This window comes from Streptomyces sp. V4I8, from assembly GCF_041261225.1.
In the GTDB taxonomy this organism is placed as follows: Bacteria; Actinomycetota; Actinomycetes; order Streptomycetales; family Streptomycetaceae; genus Streptomyces.
On sequence record NZ_JBGCCN010000001.1, the window covers coordinates 8,707,714 to 8,721,312 of the forward strand.

Annotated in this window: 11 protein-coding genes; 4 read left to right on the top strand and 7 right to left on the bottom strand. The window is 69.5% G+C overall.

From position 1 onward, the window contains the following. Position 1: 1 nt before the first annotated feature. The 5 genes from pgi to tkt are packed head-to-tail and all read right to left on the bottom strand — an operon-like array spanning position 2 to position 7,447. The gene (pgi, locus tag ABIE67_RS39625; protein WP_370266396.1) at positions 2 to 1,720 is read right to left on the bottom strand and encodes a glucose-6-phosphate isomerase; all 1,719 of its coding nucleotides are present in this window, start codon (positions 1,718 to 1,720) and stop codon (positions 2 to 4) included. Beyond that, positions 1,713 to 2,648, bottom strand: a complete 936-nt coding sequence (gene opcA / locus ABIE67_RS39630) for a glucose-6-phosphate dehydrogenase assembly protein OpcA (protein ID WP_370266397.1) — start codon at positions 2,646 to 2,648, stop codon at positions 1,713 to 1,715. Before opcA ends, pgi begins: the two co-directional genes overlap by 8 nt. Beyond that, entirely contained in the window at positions 2,645 to 4,174 is a 1,530-nt protein-coding gene (gene zwf / locus ABIE67_RS39635; protein WP_370266398.1) for a glucose-6-phosphate dehydrogenase, read from the bottom strand. Before zwf ends, opcA begins: the two co-directional genes overlap by 4 nt. Then, entirely contained in the window at positions 4,171 to 5,352 is a 1,182-nt protein-coding gene (gene tal, locus ABIE67_RS39640) for a transaldolase (RefSeq protein WP_370266399.1), read from the bottom strand. Before tal ends, zwf begins: the two co-directional genes overlap by 4 nt. Positions 5,353 to 5,371: 19 nt before the next feature. Beyond that, positions 5,372 to 7,447: a transketolase gene (tkt, locus tag ABIE67_RS39645; protein ID WP_370266400.1), complete on the bottom strand. Its 2,076-nt coding sequence runs from the start codon at positions 7,445 to 7,447 to the stop codon at positions 5,372 to 5,374. Between the two features lie 186 nt (positions 7,448 to 7,633). Between tkt and ABIE67_RS39650 the strand changes: the two genes are divergently transcribed. Both ABIE67_RS39650 and ABIE67_RS39655 read left to right on the top strand, forming a co-directional pair. Continuing rightward, positions 7,634 to 8,524, top strand: coding sequence for a helix-turn-helix domain-containing protein (locus ABIE67_RS39650; protein ID WP_370266401.1), 891 nt, complete (start codon positions 7,634 to 7,636; stop codon positions 8,522 to 8,524). Positions 8,525 to 8,756: 232 nt separating this feature from the next. After that, entirely contained in the window at positions 8,757 to 9,176 is a 420-nt protein-coding gene (locus tag ABIE67_RS39655; protein WP_370266402.1) for a spore germination protein GerW family protein, read from the top strand. 87 nt (positions 9,177 to 9,263) lie between these two features. On the opposite strand, the gene ABIE67_RS39660 is transcribed toward ABIE67_RS39655, so the two are convergent. Next, entirely contained in the window at positions 9,264 to 10,661 is a 1,398-nt protein-coding gene (locus ABIE67_RS39660) for a glycoside hydrolase family 16 protein (RefSeq protein WP_370266403.1), read from the bottom strand. A 306-nt stretch (positions 10,662 to 10,967) separates the two neighbouring features. Here ABIE67_RS39660 and ABIE67_RS39665 point away from each other — a divergent pair, with 306 nt between their 5' ends. Then, complete coding sequence (locus ABIE67_RS39665; RefSeq protein ID WP_370251876.1) at positions 10,968 to 12,581, top strand: IS1634 family transposase; 1,614 nt, start codon at positions 10,968 to 10,970, stop codon at positions 12,579 to 12,581. Between the two features lie 24 nt (positions 12,582 to 12,605). On the opposite strand, the gene ABIE67_RS39670 is transcribed toward ABIE67_RS39665, so the two are convergent. Further along, positions 12,606 to 13,079: a hypothetical protein gene (locus tag ABIE67_RS39670; protein ID WP_370266404.1), complete on the bottom strand. Its 474-nt coding sequence runs from the start codon at positions 13,077 to 13,079 to the stop codon at positions 12,606 to 12,608. A 196-nt stretch (positions 13,080 to 13,275) separates the two neighbouring features. Between ABIE67_RS39670 and ABIE67_RS39675 the strand changes: the two genes are divergently transcribed. Further along, positions 13,276 to 13,563, top strand: coding sequence for a DUF1905 domain-containing protein (locus tag ABIE67_RS39675; protein WP_370266405.1), 288 nt, complete (start codon positions 13,276 to 13,278; stop codon positions 13,561 to 13,563). The last annotated feature ends 36 nt before the right edge of the window (positions 13,564 to 13,599 follow it).

Here is a 13,599-nt window from a genome sequence, read left to right on the forward strand (position 1 = left end):
GTCAGTTCACTTCCCTCTGGACGCCCTGCGCGTCCGATGCGTTCTTGAGCGAGCGGTACGCGGCCACGAGGGCGGCGGTGGACGGGTCGAGACCGGGGACCTCGGCCCCTGTGGTGAGGGCGGGCTCGACGCGCTTGGCGAGGACCTTGCCCAGCTCGACGCCCCACTGGTCGAAGGAGTCGATGTTCCACACGGCGCCCTGCACGAAGACCTTGTGCTCGTAGAGGGCGACCAGCTGGCCGAGGACCGACGGGGTCAGCTCGGGGGCGAGGATCGTGGTGGTGGGGTGGTTGCCGAGGAAGGTGCGGTGCGGGACCTGCTCCTCGGGAACACCCTCCGCGCGCACCTCGTCCGCGGTCTTGCCGAAGGCGAGCGCCTGGCCCTGTGCGAAGAGGTTCGCCATCAACAGGTCGTGCTGCGCCTTGAGTTCGTCGCTCAGTTCGGCGACCGGACGGGCGAAGCCGATCAGGTCGGCCGGGATCAGCCGCGTGCCCTGGTGGATCAACTGGTAGTAGGCGTGCTGCCCGTTGGTGCCGGGTGTGCCCCACACCACCGGACCGGTCTCCCAGCCCACGACCTGGCCGTCGCGGTCGACCGACTTGCCGTTGGACTCCATGTCGAGCTGCTGGAGATACGCCGTGAACTTCGACAGGTAGTGCGAGTACGGCAGCACAGCGTGCGACTCGGCGTCGAAGAAATTGCCGTACCAGATGCCGAGCAGGCCCAGGATCAGCGGGGCGTTGGCCTCGGCGGGCGCGGTGCGGAAGTGCTCGTCGACGGTGTGGAAGCCGTCGAGCATCTCCCGGAAGCGGTCCGGGCCGATGGCGATCATCAGGGACAGGCCGATCGCCGAGTCGTAGGAGTAGCGGCCGCCGACCCAGTCCCAGAACTCGAACATGTTGTCCGGGTCGATGCCGAAGTCCGTCACCTTCTCGGCGTTCGTCGACAGTGCGACGAAGTGCTTGGCGACCGCCTTGTCCTCGCCGCCCAGCCCGGCCAGCAGCCAGGAGCGGGCCGAGGTGGCGTTGGTGATCGTCTCGATGGTGGTGAACGTCTTGGACGCGACGATGAACAGCGTCTCCGCCGGGTCCAGGTCACGGACCGCCTCGTGGAGGTCGGCGCCGTCGACGTTGGACACGAACCGGAACGTCAACTCCCGTGCGGTGAACGGTCGAAGCGCTTCGTACGCCATCGCGGGCCCGAGGTCGGAGCCGCCGATACCGATGTTGACCACATTGCGGATACGACGGCCCGTGTGGCCGGTCCACTCGCCGGAGCGGACGCGGTCCGCGAACGCGCTCATCTTGTCGAGCACCGCGTGCACCCTGGGCACGACGTTCTCGCCGTCCACCTCGATCACGGCCTCGCGCGGCGCCCGCAGCGCGGTGTGCAGCACGGCCCGGTCCTCGGTGACGTTGATCCGCTCGCCGCGGAACATCGCGTCCCGCAGCCCGAAGACGTCGGTCGCGACGGCCAGTTCCCGCAGCAGGGCGAGCGTCTCGTCGGTGATCAGGTGCTTGGAGTAGTCGAGGCGCAGATCACCGACGCGTACGACGTACCGCTCGGCGCGGGAGGGATCGGCCGCGAACAGCTCACGCAGCCGCGGGCGCTGCAGCGCGTCCGCGCGGTGGTCCTCCAGGGCCGCCCACTCGGGGCGCCGGGTGAGCCGCGGGGTGCCGGACGGCGATGCGGACGGCGAGCCGGACAGCGAGTCAGACATGGTCAGGGGTCTCCTTGGTGGCCTCGCCCCGCAGGGCGATGGCGTACATCTCGTCCGCGTCGAGGCGCCTGAGCTCCTCGGCGATGAGTTCGGCGGTGGTGCGGACCTTCAGCGCCAGCGTGCGGGACGGCTGGTCCGGCAGGGAAAGCGTGGCCAGCGGGCCCTCCGGGCGGTCGATGACGATCTCGCCGTTCTCGGTGCCCAGGCGCACCCCGGTGACGACCGGCCCGGCGGTGACGACCCGCTCGGCGGTGACGTGGAGGCGGGCCTCCAGCCAGCGGGCCAACAGCTCCGCGGCCGGGTTGTCGGCCTCGGCCTCCACGACGGCCGAGATGATCGGCACCCGGGCCTGGTCCAGGGCCGCGGCGAGCATGGAGCGCCACGGGGTGAGCCGGGTCCAGGCGAGGTCGGTGTCGCCGGGCGCGTAGGAGCGGGCCCGGGCCTCCAGGTCCACCAGCGGGCTCTCGGTGGTGTAAAGGTCGGTGATCCGGCGCTGGGCCAGCGCGCCCAGCGGGTCCTTCGCGGGGTTGTCCGGCGCGTCCACCGGCCACCACACGACGACCGGCGCGTCCGGCAGCAGCAGCGGCAGCACCACCGAGTCGGCGTGCTCGGACACCTCGCCGTACATCCGCAGCACGACCGTCTCGCCGGTGCCGGCGTCGGCGCCCACCCGGACCTCGGCGTCGAGGTGCGCGCGGGTGCGGTCGCGCGGGGTGCGGGCGTGCCGCTTGATCACGACCAGGGTGCGGGCGGGGTGCTCGTGCGAGGCCTCCTCGGCCGCCTTGATCGAGTCATACGCGTTCTCCTCGTCCGTGACGATCACCATCGTCAGGACCATGCCCACGGCCGGCGTGCCGATCGCGCGGCGGCCCTGCACCAGCGCCTTGTTGATCTTGCTTGCCGTGGTGTCGGTCAGGTCGATCTTCATGGCCTGCGCCAGCTCCGTCCGTCTCGTGCGAGCATCTCGTCGGCTTCCTCGGGTCCCCAGCTCCCGGACGCGTACTGCGCCGGCTTGCCGTGGGTGTCCCAGTACTCCTCGATCGGGTCGAGGATCTTCCAGGACTCTTCCACTTCCTGGTGACGGGGGAACAAATTGGCGTCACCGAGGAGGACATCCAGGATGAGCCGCTCGTACGCCTCCGGACTGGACTCCGTGAACGACTCTCCGTAGGCGAAGTCCATCGTCACGTCCCGGATCTCCATGGAGGTGCCCGGCACCTTGGACCCGAACCGCACCGTCATGCCCTCGTCCGGCTGGACGCGGATGACGATCGCGTTCTGGCCCAGCTCCTCGGTGGCCGTGGAGTCGAAGGGGGAGTGCGGCGCCCGCTGGAAGACGACCGCGATCTCGGTGACCCGCCGCCCGAGCCGCTTTCCGGTGCGCAGATAGAACGGCACGCCCGCCCAGCGCCGGTTGTCGACGTTCAGCTTGACGGCGGCGTACGTGTCGGTCTTCGACCGCCGGTCGATGCCGTCCTCCTGGAGGTACCCGACGACCTGCTCGCCGCCCTGCCAGCTCGCCGCGTACTGCCCGCGCACGGTGTGCTTGCCCAGGTCCTCCGGCAGTTTCACCGCCTTGAGCACCTTCAGCTTCTCGGTGAGCAGCGAGGCGGCGTCGAAGGCGGCCGGCTCCTCCATGGCGGTCAGCGCCATCAGCTGGAGCAGGTGGTTCTGGATGACGTCACGGGCCGAGCCGATGCCGTCGTAGTAGCCCGCCCGGCCGCCGATGCCGATGTCCTCGGCCATCGTGATCTGTACGTGGTCGACATACGACCGGTGCCAGATCGGCTCGAACATCTGGTTGGCGAACCGCAGCGCCAGGATGTTCTGGACGGTCTCCTTGCCCAGGTAGTGGTCGATCCGGAAGACCTGCTCCGGGTCGAACACGTCGTGCACGATCGCGTTCAGCTCACGGGCGCTCGTGAGGTCGTGGCCGAACGGCTTCTCGATGACCGCCCGCCGCCAGGACCCCTCGGGGGCGTCCGCCAGCCCGTGCTTCTTCAGCTGCTGCACGACGTTCGGGAAGAACTTCGGCGGTACGGAGAGATAGAAGGCGTAGTTGCCGCTCGTACCGCGGGCCTTGTCGAGCTCGTCGACGGTGCTGCGCAGCTGCTCGAACGCCTCGTCGTCGTCGAAGGCACCCGGGATGAACCGCATGCCCTCGGAGAGCTGCTGCCAGACCTCCTCGCGGAACTCCGTACGGGCGTGCTCGCGCACCGAGTCGTGCACGACCTGCGCGAAGTCCTGGTCCTCCCAGTCCCGGCGGGCGAACCCGACGAGGGAGAAGCCCGGCGGCAGCATGCCGCGGTTGGCGAGGTCGTACACGGCCGGCATCAGCTTCTTGCGGGACAGGTCGCCGGTGACCCCGAAGATGACTAGCCCGGACGGGCCCGCGATCCGGGGCAGACGGCGGTCGCGCGCATCCCGCAGGGGGTTGTCCCAGTCGGAGATCATTCTGCGTCAGCTCCCTTGCTGCCGAGCGACTTCTTGACGGCGTCCAACAGGTCCTGCCACGCCACCTCGAACTTGGTGACGCCCTCTTCCTCCAACCGGGTGACGACCTCGTCGTACGAGATCCCCAGCGCCTCCACGGCGGCCAGGTCGGCGCGGGCCTGCGCGTATCCGCCGGTGACGGTGTCGCCGGTGATATCGCCGTGGTCGGCGGTGGCGTCGAGCGTGGCTTCGGGCATCGTGTTGACAGTGCCCGGCGCGACCAGCTCATCCACGTACAGGGTGGACTTGTACGCCGGGTCCTTCACGCCGGTGGAGGCCCACAGCGGGCGCTGCTTGTTGGCCTTGGCGCCGGTGAGGGCGGTCCAGCGGTCGCCCCCGCGTGCCGAATTGCCGGCAGAGCCGAACCCATCTTCATAGGCCTCGTAGGCGAGACGGGCGTTGGCGAGCGCGGCCCTGCCCTTGAGTGCGAGGGCCTCGTCCGTGCCGATCGCGGTCAGCCGCTTGTCGATCTCGCTGTCGACGCGGGAGACGAAGAAGGACGCCACGGAGTGGATGGCGGACAGGTCCAGGCCCTGCGCGGCGGCCTTCTCCAGACCGGCCAGGTAGGCGTCCATGACCTCGCGGTAGCGCTCCAGGGAGAAGATCAGCGTGACGTTGACGCTGATGCCCTGGGCGATGACCTCGGTGATGGCCGGGAGACCGGCCTTGGTCGCGGGGATCTTGATCATGACGTTGGGCCGGTCGACCAGCCAGGCCAGCTGCCGGGCCTCGGCGATGGTGGCCGCCGTGTTGTGGGCGAGCCGCGGGTCGACCTCGATGGAGACCCGGCCGTCCCGGCCGTCGGTGGCGTCGTACACGGGCCGCAGGATGTCGGCGGCGGCGCGCACGTCGGCGGTCGTCATCATGCGCACGGCCTCGTCGACCGTGACGCCCCGCACCGCGAGGTCGGCGAGCTGCTCCTCGTAGCCCTCACCCGAGCCGATGGCGGCCTGGAAGATCGAGGGGTTGGTGGTGACGCCGACGACGTTCTTGTTCGCGATCAGCTCGGCGAGGTTGCCCGACTCGATGCGCTTGCGCGACAGGTCGTCCAGCCAGATCGAGACGCCTTCGTCGGCAAGGCGCTTGAGGCTGCCCGCGGTCGAGGTGGTAGCGGTTGCTTCGGTGCTCACTGCGATCATCTTCCTTCTGGCGTTCGGATCAACCGCGGGCGGCGGCCAGCGATTCGCGGGCCGTGGCGGCGACGTTCTCGGGGGTGAAGCCGTACTCGGCGAACAGGGTCCCGGCGTCGGCGGAGGCACCGAAGTGCTCCAGGGAGACGATGCGTCCCGCGTCTCCGACGAACCGGTACCAGGTGAGTCCGATCCCGGCCTCGACGGCGACCCGCGCCTTCACGGCCGGCGGCAGGACACTCTCGCGGTACTCGCGCGGCTGCTCCTCGAACCACTCCACGGACGGCATCGACACCACCCGGGTACCGATCCCGTCGGCCTCCAACCGCTCCCGCGCGGCTACGGCGAGCTGGACCTCGGAACCGGTGGCGATGAGAATCACCTCGGGCGTCTCGCCGGAGGACTCCTGGAGGACGTAACCGCCCTTCGCCACATCGGCGTTGACCGGGAGCGTCGGCACACCCTGGCGCGTGAGCGCGAGGCCGTGCGGGGCCGGGCCGGTGGAGTGCCGCTTGAGGATCTCGGCCCAGGCGACCGCGGTCTCGTTGGCGTCGGCGGGACGGACGACGTTCAGGCCCGGGATCGCGCGCAGCGAGGCCAGGTGCTCGACCGGCTGGTGGGTCGGACCGTCCTCGCCGAGACCGATGGAGTCGTGCGTCCAGACGTACGTCACCGGCAACTGCATCAGGGCGGACATGCGGACCGCGTTGCGCATGTAGTCGGAGAACACCAGGAACGTGCCCCCGTAGATGCGGGTGTTGCCGTGCAGGGCGATGCCGTTCATCTCCGCGGCCATCGAGAACTCGCGGATGCCGAAGTGGATGGTGCGGCCGTACGGGTCGGCCTCGGGCAGCGGGTTGCCCGTCGGCAGGAACGAACTCGCCTTGTCGATGGTGGTGTTGTTGGAGCCCGCCAGGTCGGCCGAGCCCCCCCACAGCTCCGGGACGACCGCGCCGAGCGCCTGGAGCACCTTGCCGGAGGCGGCACGGGTGGCGACCGACTTGCCCTCCTCGAAGACCGGCAGGGAGTCCTCCCAGCCCTCGGGCAGCTGTCCGGCGACGATCCGGTCGAACAACTGGGCCCGCTCGGGGTTGGCGGCACGCCATGTGCCGAGCTGCTTGTCCCAGGCCGCGTGCGCCTCGGCGCCCCGGTCGAGGGCGCGGCGGGAGTGGGCGAGGACCTCGTCGGCGACCTCGAAGGTCCGCTCCGGGGCGAAGCCGAGGATGCGCTTGGTGGCGGCGATCTCGTCGGCGCCGAGGGCGGAGCCGTGGGAGGCCTCGGTGTTCTGCGCGTTCGGAGCGGGCCAGGCGATGATCGTGCGCATCGCGATGATCGAGGGGCGCTCGGTCTCGGCCTGCGCGGCCTTCAGCGCCGTGTACAGCGCGCGGACGTCGATGTCGCCGCCCAGCGCGGGCTCGATCCGCTGCACGTGCCAGCCGTATGCCTCGTAGCGCTTCAGCACGTCCTCGGAGAAGGCCGTCGCCGTGTCGCCCTCGATGGAGATGTGGTTGTCGTCGTAGAGGAAGACCAGGTTGCCGAGCTTCTGGTGGCCGGCGAGGGAGGAGGCCTCGGCGGAGACGCCCTCCTGCAGGTCGCCGTCGGAGACGATCGCCCAGATGGTGTGATCGAAGGGGGACTCGCCCTCCGGAGCCTCGGGGTCGAACAGGCCGCGCTCGTAACGGGCGGCCATCGCCATGCCGACGGCGTTGGCGACACCCTGCCCCAGCGGACCGGTGGTGGTCTCCACACCCGCGGTGTGCCCGTACTCGGGGTGACCCGGCGTCTTCGAACCCTGGGTCCGGAACGCCTTGAGGTCGTCGAGCTCCAGCTCGTACCCGGCGAGGAAGAGCTGGGTGTAGAGGGTCAGCGAGGTGTGGCCGGGGGAGAGGACGAAGCGGTCACGGCCGGTCCACTCGGGGTCGGCCGGATCGTGCCGCATCACCTTCTGAAAGATCGTGTAGGCGGCCGGGGCGAGGCTCATCGCGGTGCCCGGGTGGCCGTTCCCGACCTTCTGTACGGCATCGGCCGCCAGGAGGCGGGCCGTGTCGACGGCACGCCGGTCGAGTTCGGTCCATTCGAAGCTGTCCGGTGTCTGCGTGCTCATCTTCAAAAAATCCTCGATCGCAGCGAAGTGGCTGGTCCAACGCGTTCAAAAGTAAAAGTCTGACTTTTACTGGGGAAGGTCGGCGTGTGTCACGCTGTGGTGAAAGTGGGACACCGCGAGGAGCGCTGTGCACGGCTGAGCGTGGGGCGCGCACGAGTGAGACGGCACGAGACGGACATGGCGGATATGACGGACGTGAAGGCTGAAGGCGGCAACGGGATACGGACGTTCCCGTTCCCGGTCGATCTGAGCGTCCTCGGCGTCGGCATGCAGGTCGGCCAGATGGGCGCGGGGCGCACTTGGCACGCCGCCGACGCGCCACTGGAGCGCGTGCACCGCATCGACTTCCACATCGTGATGCTCTTCGACGACGGTCCCGTACGCCACATGATCGACTTCGCCGAGTACGAGCCGAACGCGGGCGACGTGTTGTGGATTCGGCCGGGTCAGGTTCACCGTTTCTCGGGGACGGGCGCCTACCGGGGCACCGTCCTGACCATGCAGCCAGGCTTCCTGCCCCGCGCCACGGTGGAGGCGACCGGGCTCTATCGCTACGACCTTCCGCCCCTGCACCACCCCGACGAGGCCCGGCTTACCGCTCTGCGTTCGGCGCTGGCCCAGCTCCAACGCGAGTACGAGGACACGACGACCCTGCCCCTGAGCCTGCACACCGCCGTCCTGCGCCACTCCCTGACGGCGTTCCTGCTGCGCCTGGCCCACCTCGCGGCGAGCTCGGCGGAGGCCGAGCGCCGCCAGGCCGACACGACCTTCACCCTCTTCCGGGACGCGGTCGAGCAGGGCTTCGCCACCAACCACAGCGTCAGCGCGTATGCCGACCAGCTCGGTTACTCCCGTCGGACCCTCGTCCGCGCGGTCCGCGCCGCCACGGGGCAGACCCCCAAGGGGTTCATCGACCGGCGCGTGATCCTGGAGGCCAAGCGGCTGCTGGCCCACACGGACATGCCGATCGGGCGGGTGGGGGCGGCGGTGGGGTTTCCGGATGCCGCGAACTTCTCCAAGTTCTTCCATCAGCACACGGAGGTGACGCCGGCGGGGTTCCGGGCGGAGATGCGGTGACGCTCCGCTGGGTGGGGCGGGGGGGTTGTTGGTTGGCTGCGGGTTCGTTGTGGCTGGTCGCGCCCACGCGGCGGAGCCGCATATCGATACCGCCCCGCGCCCCCAGGGGTTGTCGGGCCGTGGGCTGGTCTGTTCTGGGGGTCCGCGCACACCCGTCCAGCGATCCCTCCAGTCTGTCCTGGCCTCGGCGGGTCTTCTTGACAAGGCCGGCTTGCTTGTCTACGAGTGCTGAATGACCGACCGCGAAGAGATCTCCGACGCCGTGCCGTTGCCGGACACGGAGGTTGCCGCGACGCATGCCGCGGACGCCCTCCTGGAACACCTGGCCGACAGACTCGGTGCCAGTGCCTCGGTCACCGCTGTCTACGGCGAACCCGTCACCGCTGACGGTGTCACCGTCATCCCGGTCGCCAGGGTCGCCTTCGGGCTGGGCGGCGGAGCCGGGCTGGGCGGTGAGGCCGGGGCCCGTGAGGGCGGGGGCGGTGGGGGAGGGGCGGATGCCAGGCCGGTCGGCTACATCGAGATCAGCAACGGCGTCGCGACGTACCGGCCCATCCGCCGCAACTGGACCGACGTCGCGCTTCCGCTCGCCGCGCTGGTTCTCGGAGCCGCCCTCCCGAAAGTCGTCCGGATGCTACGGCGGCGACGTTGAGCACGGCGGTGGCCATGACGGTGCCCCGCGGGCCGGTGGGGTCTCGCGGGGCATCGACAAGGCGGGGGCCGTAGTGCAACGCACCTGTCAGCGGCCGAAGTTGAACCAGTTCACGTTCACGAAGTCCGAAGGCTGGCCGCTGGTGAAGGTGAGGTAGACGTCGTGCGTGCCGGTGACACCGCTGATGTTCGCCGGGATCGTCCGCCACGACTGCCACCCGCCGGTGTTGCCCACCGAGAAGCTGCCGACCGGTGCGTTGCTGCGACTGTCCAGGCGCACCTCGACCAGGCCGCTGACGCCGCCCGCCGCACCGCTCGCCACCCGGGCCACGAACTGGGTGGCCGCCGTGGAACCGAAGCTGACGCCCTTGTACAGCGCCCAGTCGCCGTTCGCCACGGCGCCGATGTTCTGTCCGCCGCCCGAGTCGGAGGTGGTCTCGGCGCTCACGCCGCTCTGGCTGTCGTACGACTCGGCCTGGATGGCGCTGTAGGCGTCACGGTTGCCCGTCGGCGGGGGCGTGGTGCCGCTCCCACTGGCCGACAGCACCTGGACGTAGTCGACGACCATGGCGTGCCCGGGCTGTGTTCCGCTGTCCGGGCCGCCTCCGAAGGCGTCCGGGAAGCCGCCGCCCATGGCCACGTTGAGGATGATGAAGAAGCCGTGGTTCGTGGCGTTCGCCCAGGTCGTCGCGTCGACCTGGTGGGCGCGCACGGTGTGGAAGTTGGTGCCGTCGAGGTAGAAGCGGATCTCCTCGGGGCTCGTCGAGCGGTCCCACTCCATCCGGTAGGTGTGGAAGCCCGCCTGGCAGGTGGTGCCGGAGCAGGTGGTGTTGCCGCCGATGCCGCTGGTCTCGTTGCAGGGCCCGCCCGGTGAGGTGCCGCAGTGCATGGTGGCGAACACGGTGTTCATGCCCTGCGTGTTCTCCATGATGTCCAGCTCGCCGACGCTGGGCCAGTTCCAGTAGTCGCCGCGGTAGGGCGCGCCCAGCATCCAGAACGCCGGCCAGTACCCCTTGGCGGCGGCCCCGGTCACGTTCGGCACCTGGATGCGGGCCTCCACGCGGAGCTTGCCGCCCGCCGGGGGCTGGAAGTCGGTGCGGTTGGTCTCGACGCGGCCGGAGGTCCAGTTGCCGGAGGCGTCCCGGCGCGGGGTGATGCGGAGGTTGCCGCTGCCGTCGAGCGCGACGTTCTCGGTGCTGTTCGTCATCGTCTCGATCTCGCCGGTGCCCCAGTTGGCGGGACCGCCGGGGTAGCCCTTGCCGGTCGCGTACTGCCAGTTGGAGGTGTTCACGCCGGTGCCGGCGGCGCCGTTGAAGTCGTCCAGGAAGACCTGCGTCCAGCCCGACGGCGGCGTGGGCGCGGAGGCGTTCGCGGACGGGACGGCGACGGTGGCGGCGGCCGCGGCCAGGCCGAGGGTGCCGAGCAGGGCGACGAGCGTCCGCCTGAGGGAGCGGTGTCTGCGGTGTATGCCGGAGGGTTCACTCATGGGGGTGCTGCCTCTCGGTGTACGGGGTGGAGGTGCGGGGACCTTTGGCTTTGAGAGCGCTCTCAAAGTGTCGCCAATGTGCTCCCCGTCCCTCCGGTCGTCAAGAGGTGAAGCAGAGAAAACCCTTCCAGTACAGGGGAGTTCACCCTGTGAATGCGTACATGTGCTAGACCCGTACTTCGCGGGTCGTTGATTCGTATGGTGTGACCGGTCCGGGGTGTCCTGGGCCGGGGGTGTGGCGTTGGGTGGGGTGTGTCGATGACTTCCCGGTCCCCGCGGCCACGGTCTCAGCGTCAGCGTCTTGAAGTGGCGGTGACGTCCGTGGTGGAGAAGCGTCTGGGCGCTCTGCCTGTCGCTGCCGAGTTTCTGCGTCGGCTGGATGTCGCCGGGATCGTCGACGAGGTGTGTCCTGGTGGCGCGAGTGCGCTGGTGACGCACGGGCAGGTGATCGAGGCGTTGGTGGCCAACCGGCTGACGTCGCCCGCGCCGTTGGTGCGGGTGGAGGACTGGGCCAGGTGCTGGGCAGTGGAAGAGGTCTTCGGGATCGAGCCCGCTCTGCTCAACGATGATCGTCTGGCCCGGGCACTGGATGCGATCGCTCCGCAGCTGGAGCACATCGCGGGCACGGTCGGGGCGCGGGCGATCGGTGAGTTCGGGATCGATGTGGCCCGGATGCACTGGGACATGACCAGCATGTCCGTGCACGGGGCCTTCCCGGTCGAGGGTCAGGAGGAGGACTTCCCCGTCATTGGCTACGGGCATCCCAAGGACCGGCGCTTCGATCTGAAGCAGGTCCAGGCCGGGCTCGCGGTGTCGGCCGACGGCGGCATCCCGCTCCATGCCCGGGTCTTCGGCGGTGGTGCGGCCGAGGTCAGCCAGGTCGTCGGCGCGATGAAGGACCTGCGGGCCATGGCCGGTGAACGCGACTTCCTGATGGTCGCCGACTCCAAGCTGGTGTCCTACTCCAACGTCCGTGCCCTGCTGGCGGCCGGGGTCCAGTTCATCGCCCCGGCCCCGGCCGCGCAGGTCAAGGACGAGGTCTATGCCGCTCTCGATCCCGCGCAGGCCACCATCGTGGACTGGACGCCCAACCGGGAGGCGGGCAAGCCCGCCGAGCGGCGCGAGACCTACCGCGTGCTGGAGGACACCCACACCCTGACCGGGCCCCGCAAGAGCGATCCTGTGCTCACCGTGCGACGGATCCTGGTCCACTCCACCGCGAACGCCGCCGGCCAGCAAGCAGCCCGGGACAAACGCCTGGCCAAGGCCGCCCAGGACCTGAACAAGCTCACCGCTGCGGCCGGCGGACGCCACTACAAGACCCGGGAGAAGATCGTCGCCCGAATCGGTGTCATCGCCGCCAAGCGCCGTGTCACCTCTTGTCTGCGCTGGACCGTCACCGATAACGAGGACGGCACCCCGGTCCTGGCCTGGCACTTCGACACCGGCGTGCTGAAGGCGGAAGCCGTGGTCGACGGCTGGTACGCACTGCTGACGTCTGTCCCCGCCGACCAGGCGGACGCTGGGCAGACTCTGATCCACTACAAGGGCCAGGGCGCGGTCGAGCGCAGATACCACGACTTCAAGGGCCCGCTCGCGGTCGCGCCGGTCTTCGTGCAGCACAACCGGCGCGTTGCCGCCCTGATCCAGGTCATCTGCCTGGCCCTGCTCGTCTTCTGCCTGATCGAACGGCAGGTCAGACGCGCGCTCGGCCCCGAGCAGACCATGAGCGGCCTCTACCCCGACAACCGCCGGGTCCGCCCCACCGGCCGCATGGTCTTCTACCACCTCGGCGAACTCACCCTGCGCATCGGCAACATCACCGACCCGCCCACCGTCCAGATCACCCGCGGCGTCCAACTCCACCTCCTCGACCTACTCGACACCGACATCGGACAAACCCGCTGGCCACAGACCTGAAACGGTGACCCGCGAAGTCCGGGGCTAGACCGCGCTGCCCGCCCTCCACTGGGCCCACGACAGGTTCCAGCCGTTGAGCCCGTTGGCCGGATCGACGGTCTCCTCGCCCGAGTTCTGGACGACGACCACGTCCCCGAGCATCGAACTCTCGTAGAACCTGTAGCCGTCGACCGATGTGTCGCTCGCGCCCTTCGCGTCATGCAGGCCTACACAGCCGTGGCTGGTGTTCTCGTTGCCGAACGCCGAGGTAGACGCCCAGTAGTTGCCGTGGACGAAGGTGCCGGACGTGGTCTGACCTTCACGGACGAGTGTGCCGTCGGTGACGGTGACCTCGACGGGGCTGGTGAAGGCGGCCTTCGTGGTGCCGTCGGCGGGGGTGACCGTGATGGTCGGCTCGGCTGCCGCGGACGCCGTCGTCCTCGCCCCCTCGGAGGCGTCCGCCGCCCCACTGCACCCGCTCAGTACGGCTGCGGGCACCACTCCGAGCACGGCGAGCACACCGCGCCGGGACCACCTCTCCGGCTGCCGTTCGGACGGGCTCGATATGTGCGGGACCCCCACACCGCGCCTTCCGGAGATTTCTGCTGCGGTACGCCTGCATCGTGCAGCTTTTTCCTGGGTTGTTCCTTTGAATCCCGGCATCACAGCCTGAGATTCTGGTGAGACACCGGAAGAGAGAAGAGGCCCCGACCGTATGGAACTCGCCTTCACCGGCCGGGTGATCGAATGGCGCGGACCGGCGCCGTACTACTTCGTCAGCGTGCCCGACCAGGAATCCGCCGACATCCGTGAGGTCGCCGCGATGGCCACGTACGGCTGGGGCGTGATCCCGGTCCAGGCGAGGATCGGCGAAGCCACCTTCGAGACCTCCCTCTTCCCCAAGGACGGCGGCTACCTGCTGCCGCTCAAGAAGGCGGTGCGGGTGCCGCGGGGTCTTGGGGCCGGTGACGAGGTGATCGTGGAGATGACCGTGCGGCTGTAGCGGGTGTGGCGCGGGTTGGTCGGGCGTGGCGAGGGG

Bases quoted from the DNA above. Each gene is read 5' to 3' on its own strand.
- ABIE67_RS39650 (WP_370266401.1), top strand. From the start codon at position 7,634: ATGACGGACGTGAAGGCTGAAGGCGGCAACGGGATACGGACGTTCCCG.
- opcA (WP_370266397.1), bottom strand. From the start codon at position 2,648: ATGAAGATCGACCTGACCGACACCACGGCAAGCAAGATCAACAAGGCG.
- ABIE67_RS39655 (WP_370266402.1), top strand. From the start codon at position 8,757: ATGACCGACCGCGAAGAGATCTCCGACGCCGTGCCGTTGCCGGACACG.
- ABIE67_RS39660 (WP_370266403.1), bottom strand. From the start codon at position 10,661: ATGAGTGAACCCTCCGGCATACACCGCAGACACCGCTCCCTCAGGCGG.
- pgi (WP_370266396.1), bottom strand. From the start codon at position 1,720: ATGTCTGACTCGCTGTCCGGCTCGCCGTCCGCATCGCCGTCCGGCACC.
- tal (WP_370266399.1), bottom strand. From the start codon at position 5,352: ATGATCGCAGTGAGCACCGAAGCAACCGCTACCACCTCGACCGCGGGC.
- ABIE67_RS39675 (WP_370266405.1), top strand. From the start codon at position 13,276: ATGGAACTCGCCTTCACCGGCCGGGTGATCGAATGGCGCGGACCGGCG.
- tkt (WP_370266400.1), bottom strand. From the start codon at position 7,447: ATGAGCACGCAGACACCGGACAGCTTCGAATGGACCGAACTCGACCGG.
- zwf (WP_370266398.1), bottom strand. From the start codon at position 4,174: ATGATCTCCGACTGGGACAACCCCCTGCGGGATGCGCGCGACCGCCGT.